Consider the following 20,304-nt stretch of genomic DNA (forward strand, 5'->3'; position numbering starts at 1 on the left):
TCCTTATTGATTGACTGTCCGGTAGTAATAGTTATAACGGGAGCCGATATACAGCATTTCCGTGTATTCGATCAGATCGTCGTCCTGGTCGTACATCCAGGTGATGTTGCGCAATAACGCCACATCCTTGATTTTCAACAACCGCTTTTCTTCTTCTGTCGGCATCATCGCCGTCATCTCGCCGTCGCTGTACTTAAACTGCGCGCCGTTTTCCTGCATGATCTGATAGACCGAGCCTTCGATCTTCCGCAGGTCCACGCTCGACATGTATTTCTGCGACAGATAGGTATAGCTGATCGCGATCGGCGTTTCATCTGCCGTGCGAATGCGCACGATGTAATGAATCGCGTCGTCCGGACTCAGTTTCATTTTCTCCATCAGCTTCGGCAGTTTATCGGCCCGCTCGATCCGATATTCGATCAGAATCGCGCCCGGTTTCTGCCCCATCTTCGTGATGTCGTCAGTAAAACTCGTCAGGTTTCCGATCGCCTTGACGATCTGTTGGTTGTCGACAAAGCTGCCCTGCCCTTTGACCCGGCGGATACAACCTTCCTGGGCCAGAATATTCAGGGCCTTGTTCGCGGTCATGCGCGAGACCTTAAACGCCTGCGCAATTTCAATTTCGTTGGGTAGTTGATCGCCCGGCTTGAGCAATTTATCGACGATCTGTTGACGGTAGTAATTAATTATTTGTTCATATTTATTCATTTAATCCAGCTCCGAGGGATCGCTGATCATCGCCATCAGCGATTTTCTATTCTTATCATTATTAGTATACCGCATTGCCTGGTTCAGGTAAATCTCTACCTGTTCCGGCTGGTTCTCATAATGGTAAAGTTTAGCCAGACGGAAAGCGATCAGCGACTTGATTTCGTCGTTTTCACATTCCGGCAGCGCCTCGGTCAGCTCCTGGATTAACGTGGTGTCTTTCTGGATGTAAATGCGGTCAAGCTGTTCCACTTCCCCGCGGATCAGTTCCGCTTTCTGCCCCTTTTTCTCGTTTAACAACGGCATCAGCTGGTCGCGGCAGGTCTCGGCCAGCGCACGGTCGCGAAATTGCAGGGCGTAGCCGAACATCCGGGAATCAAGCGCGATCTTTTCATCCGCGTTCATCTTCAGCGAAGCAAACTGCGCGTAGGTCGCGCGAACCTGATCATGATCCTGCAGATCAATAAAATAGTTCAGCTTCATCATCAACAGCGATACCTTGGAAAAATTAAACCGGCAGTAAGGGGAATCGAGCAGTTTGAGAAAGCTGTCCGTATCCTGTTTCATTTTAAACGTATACAGCTTCCGCAGCGCTTTCTCGCTCACCCATTTTTTATAGATCACGCTGCCGAACAAACACAGCAGCGTGATCCAGAGGATAGGGTTAGTCATGGAACCGGTTCAGCGCCCGGGCAAATCGTTTGGCCGTGATGTGCGGACGCGTGATCGCGTTGCCGACGACGACGGCATACGCGCCCATATACAGGCACTGGACCGCGATCTCCGGTGTGGCGACCTTGCCCTCCATAATGACGCGGGCGCCGGTGCCTTTAACGGCATCGACGATATCCCGAAGCAGAATATAATCCGGAGCATCCTTGATTTCCAGCTTGTCGAAGGCGCCGGCTTTCGTATACCCGGCTAAGGTTGGAGCGACGAAATCCGCACCCATTTCCGCGGCGATCCGCGCGTCCTCCGCAGTGCTGACATCGGCAAAGATCAGCGCTTCCGGAATGTTTTCCTTGATTTCCCGGATTGTTTCATACGCCAGCTTGCCATCGTCGCGGTAGTGATGCGTCGCCTGCACGGCGATGATCTCCGCGCCGGCTTCCCAGACCGCTTTGGCCGCTTCCAGATTCGGTGTTAAATAGACATCCTTCACATTGCGGTTGATTTTCCAGATTCCGATGACCGGCAGATCGACCTGCGCCTTGATCGCCCGGATATCCTCCGGGGAATTTGCGCGAATGCCTTTCGCTCCTGCCCAGGCCGCGCACTCCGCGAATTTAACGGTAATGCCTTCCATATAATGAGGTTCCTCCGGCACTGCCTGGCAGGAAACGATCAAGCCGTCTTTCAGACTTTCCAGCACTTCTTGTTTTTTCATCCACTTTCACCCCTGTTTCATTCGACTACAACAGACCCAAAGCGACAGCCAGGACACCCAGAACCAGCAGGGCGATCATGATGACCGTACCGGAATAGCGTTTCTGTAAGCCCCAGTAGCACGCGAAGGTCAGACCCAGCGGCAGAATCTTCGGGCAGATCGCGTCAAAGATCTCCTGCAGAACAACCTGCGCGCCGTTAATGTTGAGGACTGTAACCAGATTGACACTGACCATTGAAGCCATCATCGCGCCGATAACGACCAGGCCCATGATGCGGGCAGCTTCCGTCAGCTTATTCAGTGTGCCGTCTTCGGAAATCCGGGTCAGGAATTCGCTGCCGCCTTCATAACCGATTTTGAAGCCGACGCGGCGGACGATTTCCGATGGAATAAAGTTGATCAGGAAATACAGGATCGGGCCTAAGATGTTGCCGGCGACCGCTAACGGCGCACCAACACCGACGCCGATGACGCGGAAGGTACCCCAGAAGAAGCTGTCGCCGATGCCGGCTAACGGCCCCATCAAAGCTGCCTTGACAGAGTTGATCGAAGCGACGTCAAATTCGCCGTCCGGCGCACTGGCGCACTGTTCCTCCATCGCGCAGGTGATCCCGATGATGAATGGACTCGGTGTGGTCGCGCAGTTGAAGAATTCCAGGTGGCGTTTGACGCCGGCCTTCATCTTCGCTTCATCCTCGCCGTACAGCTCGCGGATGGCGGGCATCATCGTCCAGGCGTAGCCCGTCGACATCTGACGTTCATAGTTGAAGCATCCCAATAATTGATAGTGACGATTATAAACTTTCTTTAAGGTTTTCGAGCTTAATTTCTTCATGCCGATCGTCATCTTACAGTTCCTCACTTTCATCGCTGGCGCTCATGGAGCCGGACTTGCCGCTCGGAGCGAACTGGTAGTAAACATAAGCGCAGATTACGCCGATCACCGCTGCGGCAATCGTGCTGACGTTGAAGAAAGCGACTAAAGCGAAGCCCAGGAATAAGAACGCCGCGAACTTCTTGTCAAAGGTCAGCTGAATCAACATCGCGATTCCTAACGCCGGAAGCAGGTTGCCGGACTGAGCCAAACCGGACTGGATAACGGCCGGAATGTTGTTGACGATCGCCGTAATGACATCGCCGCCGATTAAGAAGCCTAAGAAAATCATCGTGAATTTGAAGACGAAGTACAGCGCGCTGCCCATCCAGTTGGACATTTCAACGCCCTTCCAGTCGCCCTTGTCGGCGCATTTGTCAGCGCGGTGCGCGAAGGTGGTGTTGAGGATGCAGACGCCGATGGAACCGACCTGAGCCAGCAGTGCGATTGGAATCGCCAGCGCCAGCGTGGTTTCATAGGAAGCGCCGGTTTTGATTGCCAGCGCAGTGGCCAGCGCACTGCCGACAACGACATCCGGCGGCGTGGATGTTCCGATACCGACTAAGCCCATCCAGACCAGTTCCAGATTGCCGCCGATGATTAAGCCCATGGTGAAATCCCCCATGATCAGGCCGACGATCGGGCCGATGAGAATTGGCCGGTCGAGCATGTGCTGACCGCCGATGCGGCTTTCCATGTAGATCAAGGTTGCGACGAGCGCGACTAAGAATCCCTGAAGCATAAGTTTTTGCCCTCCTTATAATTTTTTATTTGGCAAATATTTTTTCAATGTCTTTGAAGTTCATGCGGTCTTGAGACGGTGTGATCTGCGCAAAGACTTCCACGCCGGCGTCGGCCATTTTCTTGGCGCATTCAAATTCTTTCTGCGTCATGAAGACCTGCGGCAGCGTCGGAATGTAGTCCTCGCCCGGCTTCTTGTTGACGCCGGCCGTGCCGATGTTGAGCTTGACGATCCCCTTGACGCGTTCCCAGATGTAGCAGGCATCCTCGACGGTTTCCGTGACCAGGAATATTTTCTTCCGGTCGTTGATCGGATTGTTCAGCGCCTTGATCGAATCATCGCAGGTCTTGATGATCAGTTTGACGCCGGCTGGTTTGGCCAGTTTCATCGTCGCGGCTTTAAAGCTGTCCCCTGCCGCCTCGTCGTTGGCTACCAGAATCGTTTCCGGCTTGATTGCGGAAGTCCAGGACACAGCCACCATGCCGTGAATTAACCGGTCGTCCGCTCTGACTAAAATAATCATAAAATCCTCCTTTCCTTTTTATAACGCCTGATTCAGTTCAGGTCATTACCTCAATGATTTTGTTTACAGCTCGTCGTCCTCGATTAGATCTGCTTCTTCAGCGTCAGTGTTCAGCGTGTTCATGCACATCATTTCCGCTCTTGCGCGCTCGACGATCTGCGCGGCCAGCTCCGGTGTGATGTCTTCGCTCTGATAAACCATTTCCAGCACTAACGGAAAGTTGATGCCGGTGACCAGCACAAACGGGATTTCCCGCATCAGCTTCGCAGCGATCTGATTCACGCTGCCTCCGGCCAGATCGGTCAGAATGACAAGGTTGCCCGGCTCCATTGCCGCCAGCTTAGCGCGCAGTGCTTTTTCAAATTCATTATCCTCGACATAAGCGTTGATATAATGAATGTTAGCGGCGTCGCTGTTGAAGAAATGAATCGCGTTGGCCAGCCCTTCGGCGAGCGTGGAATGAGTGGCGATCAGAAATTGATTCATGCTTGTTCCTCCGGTTTCTTATGGGCGAACGCCCGGCGTTTCGGCGGGTAGACGCTGGTGTCGTAGCCGATCGCTTCACAATTGCGGGCCGCCATCAGCTGAAAGGGAACAACGAAGGCCAGCGGACTTAAATCGGGCGCGATCGGACTGCGGAAATGCAGATCCTTCGGATTTGTCACTTGTTGATCGGCATAGAACACAAAGACGTGTTCGGTCACTTCATTCTCCCGGATCCAGTCCAGAAACAGCGGAATCCGTGATCGTTCAACTTCATTGCTTGCGATGAAATACAGGTAGGTCTGATCGTCGAATGCCATCTGCGGCCCGTGAATCAGTTCCTCCAATTCATAGGCGCTCAGCGGCTTGTGGAAGGTTTCATACATTTTCAGTACGCCTTCCAGCGCGGTCGGATAATTTGTTCCATACGCGGCGATATGCCCCTTTTTCATGTCCAGCAGCTCCGGTTGATTGCGGTCGATCCATTGCTGGACTTCTTCGATCAAGGCGTCGAAATGGTCGAGCATCGTTTCCGCTTCCCTTAGTTTCTGTTCACTTTGCGCTTTCTCCAGCTGGCCCAGCGCCGAGGCAATTTCAACCGCCCACAGATAGCCGGTCAGCAGTGTGATGATGTAGCCGCGGGTTTCGATCGGAATTTCTTCTTTGCCGCAGGTTAACGGCACGACGATGTCGACTTCGCGGGTGATCAGGCTGGATAACGCTTCCGTCAGCGCAACGGTAAAGTAGCCCGCATTTTTAGCTTTGCGCATCGCTTCCACCGTGGAAACGCTGGTGCCTGACTGACTGATGCCGACGACCAGAATCTGATGCGGCTGATAGATCGCGTTGTTATTGATCTGCGTATAATTCGTAAATACTGTCGGAATCACAACCTCCGCTTCCACCTTCAGATACTTCTCAAACCAGTTCTTAAAGCTCAGCGCCGCATGATAGCTTGTTCCTGAACCCAGAAAATAAACTTTCCGGATATCCTGGTTTTGGAATAATTCAATCATCGGATCGACGAAGCAGGCTCTTTCGGCAAACGACTGACGAAGCGCCCGGCCTTGGTCAAGAATATATCCCGCCATCGTAGGTTTTTCCATATTTTTCCTCCTGTATATTCATAATTTCATTTCTTGTATATACATAATATATTTCATGAATACGCTTACGTCAATATAAATTTGTAGATTTTTGTAGGATTTTCGCTGATGTTATGACTAAAACTATTCTTATAATCAGTTTTGTAATCATTTAAGCAAGTTATTATAATGATTCAGTTTGCTTTTATTCTTTAAGAATCATCCCGCTTTCTCCCCCTATCCTAGCATTATATATGTATAATCATTCAACAATATTCCTATATCTTTACTATTTTTTATTTCTTTTCATCGCCAGGTTCGCCCTCTTTCCTTCTTGTTTCGCTTTCCTCTTCAAAAAAAGCAGCACTCTGAATTCCGCACAAAAAAAAGTCAGCCCTTGATACAGCTGACTTCAGTTCTTGATAAATCCTTTTCTTATGCGAAAGAAACTGACTTAAGATCGTTGAGAAAAGATCCAGACAGGTTATGCGATCATGAATTCATACATATCCCCGGACTGGATATAGCGGCAAGGAATCGCTTCACTCAGCGCTTCCGGAATATAATGAACCATGTATTCCATTCCCGGTTCCTCCGTATTGAAATGACCGACTGCCAGAATCGCCTTCGGCATCCCCAGCATCGCACTGTCGCGAATATATTCGCTGACGGTAAAGTCGATCAGTTCCATGGAGATCAACAGGTCGATGTCTTCCTGATCGATCCGGGTGATCATGTCGTTATCGCCGCCCAGGATATGACTGGCGATCGCAACTTTCCTGACCTTTGCCTCGGTGTTCCCCAGCATTTTTAAACCGGTCAGATGGAATTTCTCCATAATCTGACGCCCAATTTCCTTAACGGGCGTTTCCGGCATTTCAAAAATCATCGGCCGCGCCGGATCGCAGCTGAGATATTTTTCCCAGCCTAAAGTAACCATGACGCCGTGGAAAATCCCGTCCACATAACCGCCGTTCATCGGAATTCCGGAATGGATATAATCATGATCACGCCAGACGACAATGCCGGTTTCATCCAGCAGCTGCTTTTTTGCCAGAAACGTTTTATTCTGGGCTTCCTCCAGCCAGTCGGTATGATCGCCATGATTCCAGAACAGCGCTTCATGACTGATGATCAAATTGGCACCGCACGCATTGGCCTTGCGGATAACATCAACCGAAGCGTAACACGTCGTTACGATGCCTGTACATTCCTGATCCGGATTCCCATAGAGAATCTGGTCGCGGGTCGTCGCGTCGTCGATCGGCTTCCCCTGGGCAATTCCGCGGTGATACTTTTTCATTTTTTGAATTACTTCACTGATTTTCATAAAAGACCTCCTGGTTGTATTGTAACCCCTTTCCCGGCATTTTTCTATTCCTTAATCCCCGGATTATAATTCAGGGTCTTCCCACCCAGGTTCTGAAAACTCATAATCGTTGATCTCCGGAAAATCAAGAAACTCCGCCATCGTCATATCCAACGCATAGGCGATGCGGAAAATAGTGGCCATTCCCGGATTTTTATAAAGACCGTTGACAATCCGCGTCAGTGTCCGCTCGCTGATCCTGGCTTTCTGACTTAGCATTTCGAGAGAGATCTGCTTCAGCTCGCATAATTCCTGTATTCTTTTCGCTAAGATTTGATTGTAATCCATATCTGTTCCTGCCTTATTTTGTAGTCTGATTTTCTGTATTTCCTGATTCAGGAATTTGTGAATGTGATTAAAATAAAATTGGTCCTGAACTATTCTTAATTATAAGCTATTTGGGGTAAGATAAACCATACCTGATTTCTAACTATTTTGTATTTTTAATGAAGCTTCCGTTAAAATCAAATCAAGGAAATGTGATGTTTATTTTTGATGATGACGCTTCAAAAGAGAGAAAATGACGTGAAGAAATCAATTCGTTCTAAAATGAAGAAAAAGATGGCCGCCCGGACCATCTTTCAATTCATCTATTCTGTTTCCGTTTCAGGCTGGCTTGTTTCCTCAGTTTCCACCGTAACCGGGGATTCCGGTTCTGCCGCAGAAGCCGCTGCCGCCTTCATTTCCGGCGTTGGCAGATCCAGGAACGGTTCGCCCTTGATAATCTTATCAATCTGTTCCGCCGTCAGCGTTTCATTTTCAATCAGCGCTTCCGCGATCTTGATCAGTTCTTCTTTGTGTTCCAGAATGATCTTCTTCGCTTCGTCATGGCACTGATCGATAATCTTGCGGATTTCCTGATCGATTTCAAACGCAACCTGGCCGGATACGTTGCTTGAGGAATTGTAATCACGGCCCAGGAAGACGTTCTGCTGACCATGATCATACTGAACCGGACCGAGATCACTCATACCGTACAGCGTGACCATATCCCGCGCCATTTTTGTCGCCTGTTCGATATCGTTCACCGCACCGGTTGTGATATCGTCAAAGAAGACTTCTTCCGCGACGCGGCCGCCCATGTAGCCGGTGATCGCCGACATCAGGTCGTTCTTCGTGTTCATGATCTTTTCTTCCTTCGGCGTCATCAGGTTGTAACCCCCGGCGGTGCCGCGCGGAATGATCGTTACCTTCTGAACAATATTGGAGTTTTCCAGATTCAGGCCGACAATCGCATGGCCGGACTCATGGTATGCCACCAATTTCTTGGATTTTTCATCATATTTTCTAGACTTCTTGGCCGGCCCCATCATGACGCGGTCAATCGCTTCATCCAGATTGTGCATGTGGATTAAATCGCTGTTCTCCCGCACCGCCAGAATCGCGGCTTCGTTCAGCACGTTTTCCAGATCCGCACCGGAAAAGCCCGGCGTCCGCTTCGCTAAAGCGTCCAGATCAATCTCCGGAGCCAGTTTTTTGTTGCGGGCATGGACTTCCAGAATCGCCTTGCGGCCTCTGCGGTCCGGCAGGGAAACGGTAATCTGACGGTCAAAACGGCCCGGCCGCAAGAGCGCCGGATCGAGGACGTCGGGCCGGTTGGTCGCCGCAATGACAACGATACCGGCATTGTCCGTAATGCCGTCCATCTCAACTAACAGCTGATTCAGCGTCTGTTCCCGTTCATCATGGCCGCCGCCTAAACCCGCGCCGCGCTGCCGGCCGACCGCATCGATTTCATCAATGAAGATCATACACGGCGCTGTCTGCTGCGCTTTTTTAAACATATCACGGACACGACTGGCGCCGACGCCGACAAACATTTCAACGAAATCCGAACCGGAAATCGAATAGAACGGAACGTCCGCTTCACCCGCGACCGCCTTCGCCAATAATGTTTTACCAGTACCCGGCGAGCCGACCATCAGGATGCCCTTCGGAATCCGCGCGCCCATCTTGGCAAACTTCTTCGGCGATTTCAGGTAGTCGATAATTTCCGCCATTTCCTGTTTTTCTTCATCGCACCCGGCAACGTCGTCAAAGCGAACCTTGATGTTGCCTTCCAGCCGGGCCCGGGATTTTGAGAATTCAAAAGCCTTGTTATTGCCGCCGCCGTTCATCTTGGAAATCAGGAAAAACGCCATCGCGCCGAAAATCACAAATGGAATTAACGATAAGATCGTATCTAAAAACAGATTCGATTCGTTCATGTCGCTGACCTTGACGTCAGCGGCTTCCAGCGCGCTCATCAGCGCGTCGACTTCGGTTTCCGAACGCGGTACGGAAGCGGTAAAGCCGACCTTCTTGCCGTCCTGTTCAAAAACACCCTTGATTTTAATCACATTGTCGCCGACCGTCACTGCGCTTTCGGTGACTTTCTGTTCTTCAACTAACTTTTGAAACTCGTTGTAGGTCAGATTCTGTGTCGCAGTCCCGGTGTTCATGTTCATCAAACTGAACAGCGCCAGGATCACAATCAGATACGGAACAAAATTGATCCAACGATTATTACGCATTGTATCACTCCTTCGCTAGCGTTACTTATAGCATTCTTCTTTCAGGACACCGACAAAAGGAAAATTACGGTACTTCTGATTGAAGTCCAGTCCAAATCCGACTACGAATTCGTTCGGAATTTCAAAGCCGGTATAATCCGCCTCAATATCGACGACCCGGCGATCCGGCTTGTCGAGCAGCGTGACGACGCGCACCGTCTTCGCGCCTTTGTTTTTCAGCATCGCCTTGACGGTTTTCAACGTTCTGCCGGTATCGACGATGTCTTCGACCAACAGAATGTCCAGATTTTTGACAGAGCAGTCCAGATCCTTAAGGATCTTGATATCGCCGATCGATTCCGTGCCCTCATAGCTGGAAACGTCCATAAAGTCAAACTGAATGTCCAGATCGATGTGCTTGATCAATTCTGCCAAAAAAGGGACGGATCCCTTCAACAACGCGACTAACAGCGGCGGCTGTTCATTGTTCTTGTACTCTTGGGTAATTTGTTGTCCTAACTCTTTGCAGCGAGCTACGATTTCGTCTTCATTGAGTAAAATTTTTTCTAAACATGGATGCATAGTCAAACCTCCAGAATATCCCTATTTTATCACAAAACAAGTTGGATTGTTAGAGTAATGTGCGACATTACAGCCTATTTTCGGGACCAGAATGATCTCGCCGCGGCAGTTGACGACAACCGGCCAGCGCCGGCGCTGATCCGGCGGGATCTTTCTGTCGATAAACCACCGGTTTAAACGCTTTGTGCCGAACCGGAGCTGAATCGCATCCTGGGGATGGGGATTGCGGATTGTGATCGGAAAGTCTTCCTGATATAAAGTGACCGCTTCCGTGGATTCTCCGTTCTCCGCGATCCTGAAATACGGCGTCGCGAACAATTCTATTTTATCCAGAACATAACAATAAGATACCTCATCTGTGAAGTCAAGTGAAAAGAATCCGTAAGCCGCCTGAAACCGGCGGTCTTTACTGAAACTTACGTCGAAATTCCCGTTTTTCTGCTTCAGCGCTTTGATTAGCTCGATAAGAAAGGCTTCCGATGGCGGAACCACGCCCTGTTCCTGCATCCACGCCCGCAGGAAAATCCGTTGTTCCGCTTCGCTCAGCGTGAGAAATATTTCCTGGGAAATGATCGGATCCGCGGGATTCAGCTTTGCTTCGACAGCTTCCTTCTTTTTTTGACGATCATGATTGCGCGCCTTCAGTTTTCTGACTTCACTCCGCTTCTCTGCTTCGCTGAGTTCCGCCAGCTCATGATGCCGCAGCTGATTACGGCGGTAATCGTCGCTCAGATTGGACTCGTCGATCCCATAGGCAATTTTGTGCCGGTTGCAGTATTCCTGCAGCTGCCGTTTCGTCCAGCTTAACAACGGCCGGACGACGACCACGCCCAGCACCCGGCCTTCTTCCCGGATGCCCAGCACTTCGCATTGCCTTCCGGACTCCTGCTGAAGCAGCGCCGTTTCCAGAAAATCATCCAGATGCTGCGCGATCAGAACGCCTGCCGCCGCTTCCTGAACAGCCAGCCGCGCAAAGAAGGCATACCGTGCCTCGCGCGCCCAGGCTTGAAAGTTTCCAGACGTTTCCTTAACCGGATCCAGCGAATAAAACGGAATCGCATAATTTCGGCAGTAGGCTTCAACGATCTGTTGGTCGCGGTCCGCAGTCGGCCGGTGATGATAATTCACATGGGCGCACACAACGCTCACACGATGACGGCGGCACAAATCCAGAAGCGCCATCGAATCGGGACCGCCGGAAACACCCACGATCCACTTTTTTTCCGCCAGCTGATTCCATCGCATTGTACCGCCTCCTTCCGTTTGAATTCCTGGTTTATTTATTGAACCACAGAAATATTCCGTTGCCAAGCGATTCGCCTGCGACAATCCCGGATTATTGTATAAATTCGGGCTTTTTTTCTGTTTTGAAATCCAAAATGTGAAAAACCCGCGTCAGCGCTTGCTGACACGGGCGATTAACACGGTCACGTCGTCGGCGCAGCCGGTTTCCTCCATCGCCTGCAGACCGGTTTCAATCCGCTGCAGAATCTGATCCGGATCGCCGCCGCGGATCCACTGATCGAGCACTTGTTTTTCCACGCCGTCACTGCTCATCACGAAGCAGTCCTGATCCTGGCAGTCAATTTGAAAGCAATCCGTTTCAATTTCCTGAATGATCCCGATCGGCAGTGATTCGCCGCTGATTTCCATGATCTGATCCTCCCGGATCAGATACGTCGGACATGCGCCGGACTTACTCAGGAACGCTTGGTGGCGGCGTTGGTCATAACACAGGAAATCCAAGGTCGCGAACAATTCCCGCTGATCGGCGTGAAGCAAAGCGTTGATGCTCTGCACCGCCGCTTCCACCGGCAGCTTGGCGCTCAGCATCCGCTGCAGCACCTGCGTAACAAATTGGGAACTGCGCGCTGCCTGGGGGCCGCAGCCCATCCCGTCGCTGATCGTGCAGATCGTCGTCTGACCGCTGCGGAACACCGCGCTGGTATCGCCGGAAACCTCAGGATCTTTTTTCAAGGTAAATAACCGTGTCTTCAATGTTGAAGGCTGAGAGGTCGACAACTCCAGCCGGCTGCCGGTATAGAAAATCCGGTTGCGCTGGAACCGCGTCACCTTCAGATCCGGATCGATGACCATGTGGATCAAAGGCAGGACAACTTCCTCCAATTCGCTGTGCGACAGCTGGGAGAAATCGATCACCACCTGCAGCGGGCCTTCCTCCCACTGCTGGACATGAACGCGCTTGACTTCAAAGTGATACCCTTCCAACAGATTCACCAGTTTATCGCTCAGCGCTTCGTCATCCACGACGCTTTGTTTCATCTGCATCGCCACGGTATCCAGAGCATCGGCCATGCCCTCCAGGATCCGCGACTGACTTGGCTGAATCGGTTCAAAATAATCGGCGATCAAATCAAAGATATGCGAAAACTGCGATAGCTGGTGCAACAAAGTTCGTTTGCGGCCTTCGATCCGCTGACCGTTCAGCGTCTGCTTTTCCTCGCTCACCCACCGCTGCGCAATCTGCGAGGCCGGGAACTGCTGAGCAGCCAGAAAGATCACGATGCCCGCGGCCAGCGACCAGGCCGGCTGCTGGGTCCAGATCAACGGCACCATCCAGCCTAAGAAGCGCATCCAGCCCAAATCCTGCCGCAGGATGTTCATCAATAGCAGCGCCGCGCACCAGACCGGCGTATGGCTGCCGACGGGAAAACAGAACAACAGGCCCAGACACAACGCCAGGTATTCGCGCACCGGCATCGTCATGGCCAGACACGCCATCACCAGCACTGAGGCCATCCATGCGCCTTCCAATGGAAAGATCCGCATCATCGGATAGATCAGACTGCTTCCGAGAATTCCCAGCATCATCATACTGAGCTTGAATTCCGTATCGATCCACATCCAGTCCGACTGCGTGAAGCGGCAGATCAGGATGCCCGCGCCCGCCGCGGCCAGACCCTGCGCGAAGGCCGTTCCGGTCGCCAGGCTGGCCAGCAGCACGTTCAGACCGCAGATCATTGGAAACCACGCGAATAAATTCTGCCGCAGCAGCTGGATCAGACAGATCAGCAGCAGGAAGAAGACCAGCAGCAGCAATTGACAGTAAAATCCGGCAAAGCCGGAGAAACAGCTGCCAGCCAGCGTACCGATCGCCGCCGCCATTCCCTCTCTGCGGTTGCGCTGATAGAAAAAGGCCAGTCCGGGATAAAGAAACACTGCGGATCGAAACGAAAGCGCAGTGAAGAAAAAACTGAAAACTAAAAACCCATCGCTCCTATGAAATCTCTGGAGCCATGCCGTTGACTTCTTTAGGGTCAGCTGACTCATATTTTTCACCTTCTTAAGGCTATTGTAAGAAAGCTTCGCTGAAAACCCTGTCGAATCTTCCAGTTCTTATGAAATTCTAAAGCATCAGGCATTCTTTGACGCGGTTGACAATATGACGGAACAGCGCGCTGTTTTCAGGAATCGTCGCTTTGACGTCTATAATCCGGGCGGTATTGATGTATTTGCAGTCGTTCAGAAACAGCACCGACTCTTTTTTCATGCCTTCGATCAAACCGATCCGCATCAGATGCCGGCGTCCGTTCGGACATTCGACCGGGTCATACGCCATTTTATAGGTTGCCGGGTTGGACGTCATCGGCACGACGAACGCTTTGCCATTGCAGAAGGACAGGATCACGCCGAAGTGCTGGAAACCCGCCTCATTCAGATACGCCTGGCCAAAGTCGATGTAGCAGATATCGCCGATCTTCGCTTTCACACCCAGCTGGACACAGCTGCGGGCATCCTTGCGGTTGAGCCAGTTCGCTTCGCTGACCAGATGACAATGCGCTTGCCGGACCGACAGCGCGGAAAATTCTTCTTCCTTTAATGAGAGATACGCTCCCCACTGTTCCTTGAGCGACGGATCTTCACTGTAGATCGGCGACAAATTCAAAGCCGGACGTTCAAGCATCAGGTTGTTTTTCATCATTCTTCACCTTCCTGATTATAATGTTGCCCGATTTCGCATTTTTCCTGCTTTCTTCTCGGTTAACGAGAATTATTTTTTTCTGCGCGCCGATTTCCTCTGGCCGCCGCTTATCCGCCTGATGCAAGGCGATCACGTTCCACCTCATTCGATGTCAAAGAAAAACCTGACTCTTTCATCAGGTTTAGTTCTTACCTTAATTTTTGTTTTTCATTCAAGAATCCCAACGGGATTAAGCCTGACTTTCAATCCATTCCGCCGCCGTTTCTTCAGCCATTCTTTCCGGCTGGATCGCTTCCTGCGGTATATCGAAACGCTGCCGCTTCACCGTGCGGTAGAAGAAGACCGACATTGACGCCGCGATCAGCCAGCCCACCGGCCAGGACAGCCAGATTCCGGTTAAGCCCAGACCCAGAACCGTTGAGAAAAGACCAGCGCAGGCGACGCGGATAACCAGGTCGGTCAAGGTCGCCGTCATGAACAGTTTCATCCGGTTGACCCCACGCAGCACCCCGTCCGCAATCAGCTTCACCGCGATCACCAGATAGAACGGCGACACGATGCGTAAAAACAGCACGCCCGCGGACAAGGCCGCCTGATTGCCGTCGGTGATAAACAGGCCGACAAACGCCGGTCCAGCCGCTAAATACAGACCCGCAAAGACCAGCGCGATCAATCCCGCCAGTTTGATGCCCGCCGAAAGACCCGCTTCAATCCGTTCAGGAATTCCAGCCCCGGCATTCTGCGCCGTATAATTGGACATCCCGTTGCCGATTGCGGTAATCGAAGTGATTGTCATGTTGTTCAGCTTCACCGCCGCGGAATAACCACCTACCGCCGCCATGCCGAAGCCGTTGATCATGCTTTGAATCATGATGTTGCCGACGGAAATAAAGCCCTGCTGCAGGATACTCGGCACCGCGATCCGCGTTAATTCGCTTAAACAGTCTGTGGAAAACAGCGGCGCCTTTCCGCTTTCCGGAAGACTTTTCAGCCGTTTCAGCACGACGCTCAACGCCGCAGCCGCCGCGACCCCCTGGCATAGGAATGTCGCCCAGGCTACCCCGGCCACGCCCATGTTCAGCTGCGCGACAAACAGGATGTCCACGAAAACATTGGTCACGGAAGACACCGCCAGGAAATAAAACGGCGTCCGCGAATCACCCAGCGCTGAGAAAATCCCTGTCGCGATGTTGTAGATCAAAAGAAACAGGAAGCCGCCCAGATAAATCAACAGATATTCCAAGGAATCCCCGAAGATCTCCGCCGGCGTCTGGATCAGTTTCAATAAGAAGTCCGCGCCGATCAAGCCCAGGCCGGTCAGCGCCAGTCCGATCGCCGCGCTGGCGATCAGCGAGGTCGTCACGGCCGTTTTCAGCCGGTTATAATTTTTTGATCCGAAGTGCCGCGCTACCACGACCGAGGTACCGATATTGCAGCCAAACGCAAATGCGATATAAATCAATGTAATTTCGTAGGAATTGCCCACGGCCGCCAACGCCGACGTGCCGATCCAGCGGCCGGCCACAAAGCTGTCGGCAATGTTATAAAGCTGTTGGAAAATGATGCTGCCAAACAAAGGAAGCGAATATTTCCACAACACGGAAGCCGGTTTTCCCACAGTTAAATCCTTATTCATAAAAAACCCCCTATCCAGCTTTCCAAGTATAGCACCGTTCATGTATAATAAGTAATAGTTAATATTGATCAAAATGATAACTTACCGTTATGAAAGAAGGATGAATTATGGAGTTAACCCAGCTTCGCTATTTCGCCGCCGTCGCCGAGCTTCAGCACGTCACCCGGGCCGCGGAACGCATGCACGTCGCGCAGCCCGCGATCACCAAATCGATCCACCGGCTGGAAGATGAACTTGGCGTTCCTCTGATCGCCTCGCGCGGCCGCAACATCGTGCTGACGGATTATGGCTGCGCGCTTTACGGCATGCTTCGCGAACCGCTGGCCGCTTTGGATCAGATTCCTGATCAGATGCAGCAGCTGGCCCGGCGCAGCGCCTACACCCTTCACATCAATGTCCTGGCGGCTTCCCGGGCTGTGACGGACGCCGTGATCGCCTACAAGCATGATCATTCAGAAATCTTATTTTCCATCATGCAGAATGAACTGACTCAAATCTGCGATCTGTCTGTTGATACGCTGACCGAGAAACGCAGTACTCCGGAAACAGCCGAGAATACCGTATCCTTTCAGGAACAGATTCTGCTTGCGGTGCCCTCCCACTCCCTTTACAGCGGTTTGCGCTCCATCGATCTGAAAGAATTGAAGGAAGAAGGCTTTATCTGTCTGGCCGGCAACCGGAAGTTCCGCAAGATCTGCGATCAATTCTGTCAGATGGCCGGCTTTCATCCGAAGATTATTTTCGAAAGCGACAGCCCGGCGACAGTCCGCAATTTAATCGGCGCGGGCAGCGGCATTGGTTTCTGGCCGGAACACACCTGGGGCGCGGTCGGCGAAGACGTCAAGCTCGTCCCCATCGCGAATCCGCAATGTTCCCGGGAGTTACAAATCTCGCTGCATCCGCAGGATAGTGCCCGAACCGCTCTGGTTCATCCGTTTTATCATTATCTCATTCATTATTTTGAGAGTTTATTTGAAGCCTAGGAAAGAAACTGGCGATTCAACGCTCTTTCTCTGTCTTAAAGACAATATCGCCGCATTGAAAAACACGGAATTCATGAAGTATGCAAACCCTTCAAATTCCGTGTCTTTTTTAACCTTTATTTTAAATCTTCACTTTCCTCAGAATCCGCTTCGGATTCTGAGGAAAGATTTTCATCTTCCGATGATTCCGCATCCGCAAGCCGATCCTCATCTTCCTGATCGTCCGCTTCCGTATTCTCCGCCTCCGATTCCGCTTCTGTCAGCACTTCGCTGGCATCGCCTGGATCCGTTTCCTCGACTAACGACTTCTTCTTCGGATGTCCCGTCAGGCGCCGGCACAAGCCTAATAACGGATGCCATTTCGGATTGATCATCTCTGTTGCTTCCACGAAGATCTCGGCGACGATCGTCAGCACCACGAGCATGATCATGCCCCATTGTTCATTAAAATAGCTTAAGACGGCAGTTCCGCCAAACAGCGCCGTCACCAGGTACAGCACCAGTACGGTGTTGCGGTGTCCCAGTTTCAGCTTATACATTAAGATGTGATGCAAATGCGAGCGGTCCGCCTGCATGATGCCCTTACCGCTCAGCTTCCGCCGCACCATCGCGATCAGCGTGTCGGAAATCGGAACGAACAGAATGATCACCGGGAAGCCCAGCGTGATGAACGTCGTCGTCTTAAATCCCAGCAGCGACAAGCAGGCCAGCGTGAACCCGAGGAACAACGCGCCGCAGTCACCCTGGAAGATCGACGCCGGATGAAAATTGTACGGCAGAAACCCGGCGATCGCGCCCGCCAGGATCAAGGAGATCACCGGAATATCCCGGCGTCCCATAAAGAAACCGATGAAGCCGATCGTGCAGACAACGATAAAGCAAATCCCTGCCGATAAGCCGTCCAGTCCGTCAATCAGGTTGATCGCGTTGGTCACGCCGACAATCCAGATAAACGAAACAAGAAAGGAAAACGGCATCATATTGATCTCTATCCCAAATGGCAGAGTGATCGACGTCAGACCGATGCCGCCGACCAGGATCGCGATCAGCGCCCCGGCGACTTCAAACAACAGTTTTTTTAATGGCGACAAATTGATCATGTCGTCGAGCAAGCCGCCCAAAAAGACCACCGAGCCTCCGATCAGAATCCCGTTGATGGTCGAGTCAGCCTTCAAAAAACAGGCCATTGAAATCATAAAGGCGACGAAAACGGCCAGACCGCCCATCTGCACTATCTTTCCATGATGAACCGTTCGGTTGTTTTCCACTGCGTACACCTTTAAGGCGAATCCGATACGCTTGGCAATCGGTACACAGATCAGAGAAATCACAAACGGCAGCGCAAAGAACGGAAAGGCGCCTTCAATCAAATGCAGCATTGAAAGTACCCCCAGACTACGATAAAGAAATATCGCTGGATCAGCGATATTGTTGGTTACTAGCGAACAAGATGCAGATTCTCAAGCATGACGCCCGTGCCTTCCGCTACGCAGGACAGCGCGTTTTCAGCGACATACACCGGAACGTTCAGCTCGTTGATCAGCAGCTGGTCGATCCCCTGCAGCAGCGCGCCGCCGCCGGTTAAGACTACGCCGCGGCTGACGATATCCGCACTCAATTCCGGAGGTGTCTGTTCCAGAACTGTACGGCAGGCCCGGACGACGTCCTGCAGGCTTTCGCGCATGGCCAGTTCTGTTTCTTCCGAATTCAGCGTGATCGTGTGCGGCAGACCGGTGACCAGGTCACGCCCGCTGACATCCATCGAATCGCTGCGGCTGCCTCTCCAGGCCGTGCCGATGCGCTTCTTGATTTCTTCCGCGGTGCGGTCGCCGATCAACAGCTTATAGCTTTCCTTCACATATTTGATCAGATCGCGGTCAAGCTTATCGCCCGCAATCTTTAAGGACGTGCTGGTGACAATTTCACCCAGGGATAGAATCGCGACGTCGGTCGTACCGCCACCGATATCCAGAACCATCGAGCCTGTCGGCTTGGCGATATCCAGGCCTGCGCCGATCGCCGCAACCTTCGGTTCCTCTTCGATGTAAACGCGCTTGGCGCCGCAGCGATAAGCCGCGTCCCGGATCGCGTTGCGTTCGACGGACGTGATGTTCGACGGGCAGCAGATCAGAATCGTCGGACGGGAGAACATTCCCTTCAGTTTCAGCTTGCGGATAAAATGCTCAAGCATCAGCTCGGTGACTTCAAAGTCGGCGATGACGCCGTCCTTTAACGGACGGATCGCACTGACGCGGCCCGGCGTTCTGCCCAGCATTTCCTTCGCGTCCTGGCCGACAGCCAGGCACTTCTTCGTTTCTGCATCTAATGAAACAACGGAAGGCTCGTTCAACACGATGCCCTCTCCTTTAACGTAAATTAATGTATTCGCGGTACCTAAGTCGATACCTACTTCTTTGGTAAACAACATAAACCAACCTCCGCATCTCGTGTAAACACAAACATTATAACACAACTCCTTAAAATAACACCAGAATTAATGAATTTGTAACTATTTCAAGGGCTATCGCAGCGCGTACCTTTCAGAAAAAAACAGCACCGAAGTGCTATTTTATTTCAGCCGGTTTCATGCCGATGACCGTTGCCGGATCAATCAGCTTACCGTCCTTCTGCACCACGACATGAAGATGGATTCCAAGATCCTTGTTATAGATGTTTTCGCCTGCCAGGCCAAGGACATCGTTCTGATTGACAACCTGATCTTTTTTTACTGATACCTGGGATAAGCTCTGATAGGTAATTTCCAGATCTTCCCCGGTTTTCACCGTGACGCTCTTGCCGAACATCGCGTCTTCTTTGACTTCCGTCACCGTGCCGCCCAGCATCGCCGTGGCCTCGAAGACTTTGCCGTCATACGCGTAATCGAGTCCCTGATTCGGACGATATACGCCTTCAAATTCCGTAACGGCCTGACTTAACACGTCTTCGCTTTTTGTTTTATCGAAGAAATGCAGGACTTCCTTGGCGTTGATCGCAAACGGTGCGGCGACGGTTTCGTCTGCCGGCAGCACGACCGGGATATGCAGGGAAGCCACAGCGTCCGGCTGATTGACCGGAAGGACGGGTTTGTTGTTGAATAAAGTGGAATTGGCAATGAAGAAACCGGAGATCAGAATCAGAATCATCGTCATCAGGATCACGGCTGTCGCTTTGCCTTTGGTACTTTTCTTTTCGTACATATACATGGATTTCACCTCTAGTGGTGAGTATGTCCCTATCCTTTTTGTTTATACATGGATCTTGATGACGAGATTGAGTAAAAACTGCGCCGCTAACAAAGCGATGCACATCGCGGTCAGAATATACAGCAGCTGAGCCTGCACGACATGCCCTTTGCGGATCAGTTTTTCATAGTTCAGAGCCTGCATGGCGTACAGCGCCAGCGCAAAACAAGCCAGATGCACAACGACACGAACGATCGCTTCCATAAGATCCTTCCTTTCTCTTTCCGCCGCTTTCTCTGTTTTCAGTTAACGAAA

General features: G+C 51.6%; 22 protein-coding genes. 1 reads left to right on the forward strand and 21 read right to left on the reverse strand.

Annotation, left to right across the window (positions count from 1 at the left end; all coding sequences use genetic code 11):
- Positions 1-3: 3 nt before the first annotated feature.
- From HOLDEFILI_RS02935 to HOLDEFILI_RS03010, 17 genes are all read right to left on the reverse strand, one after another.
- Entirely contained in the window at positions 4-708 is a 705-nt protein-coding gene (locus HOLDEFILI_RS02935) for a GntR family transcriptional regulator (protein ID WP_006057914.1), read from the reverse strand.
- On the reverse strand, positions 709-1,380 hold the full coding sequence (locus tag HOLDEFILI_RS02940) for a hypothetical protein (RefSeq protein ID WP_006057915.1): 672 nt from the start codon (positions 1,378-1,380) through the stop codon (positions 709-711). It abuts the gene before it with no gap.
- The gene (locus HOLDEFILI_RS02945) at positions 1,373-2,095 is read right to left on the reverse strand and encodes an N-acetylmannosamine-6-phosphate 2-epimerase (RefSeq protein ID WP_006057916.1); all 723 of its coding nucleotides are present in this window, start codon (positions 2,093-2,095) and stop codon (positions 1,373-1,375) included. Before HOLDEFILI_RS02945 ends, HOLDEFILI_RS02940 begins: the two co-directional genes overlap by 8 nt.
- Positions 2,096-2,120: 25 nt before the next feature.
- A complete protein-coding gene (locus HOLDEFILI_RS02950; protein ID WP_006057917.1) occupies positions 2,121-2,963 on the reverse strand; it encodes a PTS system mannose/fructose/sorbose family transporter subunit IID in 843 nt (280 codons plus the stop codon).
- Complete coding sequence (locus HOLDEFILI_RS02955; RefSeq protein WP_006057918.1) at positions 2,944-3,711, reverse strand: PTS mannose/fructose/sorbose/N-acetylgalactosamine transporter subunit IIC; 768 nt, start codon at positions 3,709-3,711, stop codon at positions 2,944-2,946. The genes HOLDEFILI_RS02950 and HOLDEFILI_RS02955 overlap by 20 nt, the downstream gene beginning before the upstream one ends.
- Before the next feature lie 25 nt (positions 3,712-3,736).
- Complete coding sequence (locus HOLDEFILI_RS02960; protein ID WP_006057919.1) at positions 3,737-4,234, reverse strand: PTS sugar transporter subunit IIB; 498 nt, start codon at positions 4,232-4,234, stop codon at positions 3,737-3,739.
- A 63-nt stretch (positions 4,235-4,297) separates the two neighbouring features.
- Entirely contained in the window at positions 4,298-4,720 is a 423-nt protein-coding gene (locus HOLDEFILI_RS02965) for a PTS sugar transporter subunit IIA (RefSeq protein ID WP_006057920.1), read from the reverse strand.
- On the reverse strand, positions 4,717-5,823 hold the full coding sequence (locus HOLDEFILI_RS02970; protein WP_006057921.1) for an SIS domain-containing protein: 1,107 nt from the start codon (positions 5,821-5,823) through the stop codon (positions 4,717-4,719). Before HOLDEFILI_RS02970 ends, HOLDEFILI_RS02965 begins: the two co-directional genes overlap by 4 nt.
- Before the next feature lie 463 nt (positions 5,824-6,286).
- Positions 6,287-7,132: a Nif3-like dinuclear metal center hexameric protein gene (locus HOLDEFILI_RS02975; protein ID WP_006057923.1), complete on the reverse strand. Its 846-nt coding sequence runs from the start codon at positions 7,130-7,132 to the stop codon at positions 6,287-6,289.
- A 63-nt stretch (positions 7,133-7,195) separates the two neighbouring features.
- Positions 7,196-7,459: a helix-turn-helix domain-containing protein gene (locus HOLDEFILI_RS02980; RefSeq protein ID WP_006057924.1), complete on the reverse strand. Its 264-nt coding sequence runs from the start codon at positions 7,457-7,459 to the stop codon at positions 7,196-7,198.
- Between the two features lie 302 nt (positions 7,460-7,761).
- Positions 7,762-9,684 carry an ATP-dependent zinc metalloprotease FtsH gene (ftsH, locus tag HOLDEFILI_RS02985; RefSeq protein ID WP_006057925.1) on the reverse strand — a complete coding sequence of 641 codons (1,923 nt, stop codon included), beginning with the start codon at positions 9,682-9,684 and terminating at the stop codon, positions 7,762-7,764.
- 21 nt (positions 9,685-9,705) lie between these two features.
- The gene (gene hpt, locus HOLDEFILI_RS02990) at positions 9,706-10,245 is read right to left on the reverse strand and encodes a hypoxanthine phosphoribosyltransferase (RefSeq protein WP_006057926.1); all 540 of its coding nucleotides are present in this window, start codon (positions 10,243-10,245) and stop codon (positions 9,706-9,708) included.
- Between the two features lie 21 nt (positions 10,246-10,266).
- Entirely contained in the window at positions 10,267-11,490 is a 1,224-nt protein-coding gene (tilS, locus tag HOLDEFILI_RS02995) for a tRNA lysidine(34) synthetase TilS (protein ID WP_006057927.1), read from the reverse strand.
- A 150-nt stretch (positions 11,491-11,640) separates the two neighbouring features.
- Complete coding sequence (locus tag HOLDEFILI_RS03000; protein ID WP_006057928.1) at positions 11,641-13,536, reverse strand: SpoIIE family protein phosphatase; 1,896 nt, start codon at positions 13,534-13,536, stop codon at positions 11,641-11,643.
- A gap of 76 nt (positions 13,537-13,612) precedes the next feature.
- The gene (locus tag HOLDEFILI_RS03005; RefSeq protein WP_156788831.1) at positions 13,613-14,188 is read right to left on the reverse strand and encodes a hypothetical protein; all 576 of its coding nucleotides are present in this window, start codon (positions 14,186-14,188) and stop codon (positions 13,613-13,615) included.
- Entirely contained in the window at positions 14,163-14,321 is a 159-nt protein-coding gene (locus HOLDEFILI_RS19540; protein ID WP_167317116.1) for a hypothetical protein, read from the reverse strand. Before HOLDEFILI_RS19540 ends, HOLDEFILI_RS03005 begins: the two co-directional genes overlap by 26 nt.
- A 96-nt stretch (positions 14,322-14,417) precedes the next feature.
- Positions 14,418-15,824 (reverse strand): MATE family efflux transporter, encoded by a 1,407-nt coding sequence (locus tag HOLDEFILI_RS03010; RefSeq protein ID WP_156788832.1) that lies wholly within the window; start codon positions 15,822-15,824, stop codon positions 14,418-14,420.
- Positions 15,825-15,931: 107 nt separating this feature from the next.
- On the opposite strand from HOLDEFILI_RS03010, the gene HOLDEFILI_RS03015 reads away from it, so the two are divergent.
- Positions 15,932-16,807, forward strand: a complete 876-nt coding sequence (locus tag HOLDEFILI_RS03015; RefSeq protein ID WP_006057932.1) for a LysR family transcriptional regulator — start codon at positions 15,932-15,934, stop codon at positions 16,805-16,807.
- A gap of 116 nt (positions 16,808-16,923) precedes the next feature.
- Here the strand turns inward: HOLDEFILI_RS03015 and HOLDEFILI_RS03020 are convergent, their stop codons facing one another.
- The 4 genes from HOLDEFILI_RS03020 to HOLDEFILI_RS03035 all read right to left on the reverse strand — a co-directional run bounded on the left by HOLDEFILI_RS03020 (position 16,924) and on the right by HOLDEFILI_RS03035 (position 20,253).
- Positions 16,924-18,186, reverse strand: coding sequence for an MraY family glycosyltransferase (locus tag HOLDEFILI_RS03020; RefSeq protein ID WP_006057933.1), 1,263 nt, complete (start codon positions 18,184-18,186; stop codon positions 16,924-16,926).
- 59 nt (positions 18,187-18,245) lie between these two features.
- Positions 18,246-19,232, reverse strand: coding sequence for a rod shape-determining protein (gene mreB, locus HOLDEFILI_RS03025; protein ID WP_083538691.1), 987 nt, complete (start codon positions 19,230-19,232; stop codon positions 18,246-18,248).
- A 139-nt stretch (positions 19,233-19,371) separates the two neighbouring features.
- Positions 19,372-20,010 carry a M23 family metallopeptidase gene (locus HOLDEFILI_RS03030; protein ID WP_006057935.1) on the reverse strand — a complete coding sequence of 213 codons (639 nt, stop codon included), beginning with the start codon at positions 20,008-20,010 and terminating at the stop codon, positions 19,372-19,374.
- Between the two features lie 42 nt (positions 20,011-20,052).
- A complete protein-coding gene (locus tag HOLDEFILI_RS03035; RefSeq protein WP_006057936.1) occupies positions 20,053-20,253 on the reverse strand; it encodes a DUF1146 domain-containing protein in 201 nt (66 codons plus the stop codon).
- Positions 20,254-20,304: the final 51 nt, after the last annotated feature.

This window comes from Holdemania filiformis DSM 12042, from assembly GCF_000157995.1.
In the GTDB taxonomy this organism is placed as follows: domain Bacteria; phylum Bacillota_I; class Bacilli_A; order Erysipelotrichales; family Erysipelotrichaceae; genus Holdemania; species Holdemania filiformis.

Excerpts from the sequence above, each read along its gene's own strand:
- HOLDEFILI_RS02935 (WP_006057914.1), bottom strand. The coding sequence starts at position 708 with ATGAATAAATATGAACAAATAATTAATTACTACCGTCAACAGATCGTC.
- HOLDEFILI_RS02940 (WP_006057915.1), bottom strand. The coding sequence starts at position 1,380 with ATGACTAACCCTATCCTCTGGATCACGCTGCTGTGTTTGTTCGGCAGC.
- HOLDEFILI_RS02945 (WP_006057916.1), bottom strand. The coding sequence starts at position 2,095 with ATGAAAAAACAAGAAGTGCTGGAAAGTCTGAAAGACGGCTTGATCGTT.
- HOLDEFILI_RS02950 (WP_006057917.1), bottom strand. The coding sequence starts at position 2,963 with ATGAAAGTGAGGAACTGTAAGATGACGATCGGCATGAAGAAATTAAGC.
- HOLDEFILI_RS02955 (WP_006057918.1), bottom strand. The coding sequence starts at position 3,711 with ATGCTTCAGGGATTCTTAGTCGCGCTCGTCGCAACCTTGATCTACATG.
- HOLDEFILI_RS02960 (WP_006057919.1), bottom strand. The coding sequence starts at position 4,234 with ATGATTATTTTAGTCAGAGCGGACGACCGGTTAATTCACGGCATGGTG.
- HOLDEFILI_RS02965 (WP_006057920.1), bottom strand. The coding sequence starts at position 4,720 with ATGAATCAATTTCTGATCGCCACTCATTCCACGCTCGCCGAAGGGCTG.
- HOLDEFILI_RS02970 (WP_006057921.1), bottom strand. The coding sequence starts at position 5,823 with ATGGAAAAACCTACGATGGCGGGATATATTCTTGACCAAGGCCGGGCG.
- HOLDEFILI_RS02975 (WP_006057923.1), bottom strand. The coding sequence starts at position 7,132 with ATGAAAATCAGTGAAGTAATTCAAAAAATGAAAAAGTATCACCGCGGA.
- HOLDEFILI_RS02980 (WP_006057924.1), bottom strand. The coding sequence starts at position 7,459 with ATGGATTACAATCAAATCTTAGCGAAAAGAATACAGGAATTATGCGAG.
- ftsH (WP_006057925.1), bottom strand. The coding sequence starts at position 9,684 with ATGCGTAATAATCGTTGGATCAATTTTGTTCCGTATCTGATTGTGATC.
- hpt (WP_006057926.1), bottom strand. The coding sequence starts at position 10,245 with ATGCATCCATGTTTAGAAAAAATTTTACTCAATGAAGACGAAATCGTA.
- tilS (WP_006057927.1), bottom strand. The coding sequence starts at position 11,490 with ATGCGATGGAATCAGCTGGCGGAAAAAAAGTGGATCGTGGGTGTTTCC.
- HOLDEFILI_RS03000 (WP_006057928.1), bottom strand. The coding sequence starts at position 13,536 with ATGAGTCAGCTGACCCTAAAGAAGTCAACGGCATGGCTCCAGAGATTT.
- HOLDEFILI_RS03005 (WP_156788831.1), bottom strand. The coding sequence starts at position 14,188 with ATGATGAAAAACAACCTGATGCTTGAACGTCCGGCTTTGAATTTGTCG.
- HOLDEFILI_RS03010 (WP_156788832.1), bottom strand. The coding sequence starts at position 15,824 with ATGAATAAGGATTTAACTGTGGGAAAACCGGCTTCCGTGTTGTGGAAA.
- HOLDEFILI_RS03015 (WP_006057932.1), top strand. The coding sequence starts at position 15,932 with ATGGAGTTAACCCAGCTTCGCTATTTCGCCGCCGTCGCCGAGCTTCAG.
- HOLDEFILI_RS03020 (WP_006057933.1), bottom strand. The coding sequence starts at position 18,186 with ATGCTGCATTTGATTGAAGGCGCCTTTCCGTTCTTTGCGCTGCCGTTT.
- HOLDEFILI_RS03030 (WP_006057935.1), bottom strand. The coding sequence starts at position 20,010 with ATGTATATGTACGAAAAGAAAAGTACCAAAGGCAAAGCGACAGCCGTG.
- HOLDEFILI_RS03035 (WP_006057936.1), bottom strand. The coding sequence starts at position 20,253 with ATGGAAGCGATCGTTCGTGTCGTTGTGCATCTGGCTTGTTTTGCGCTG.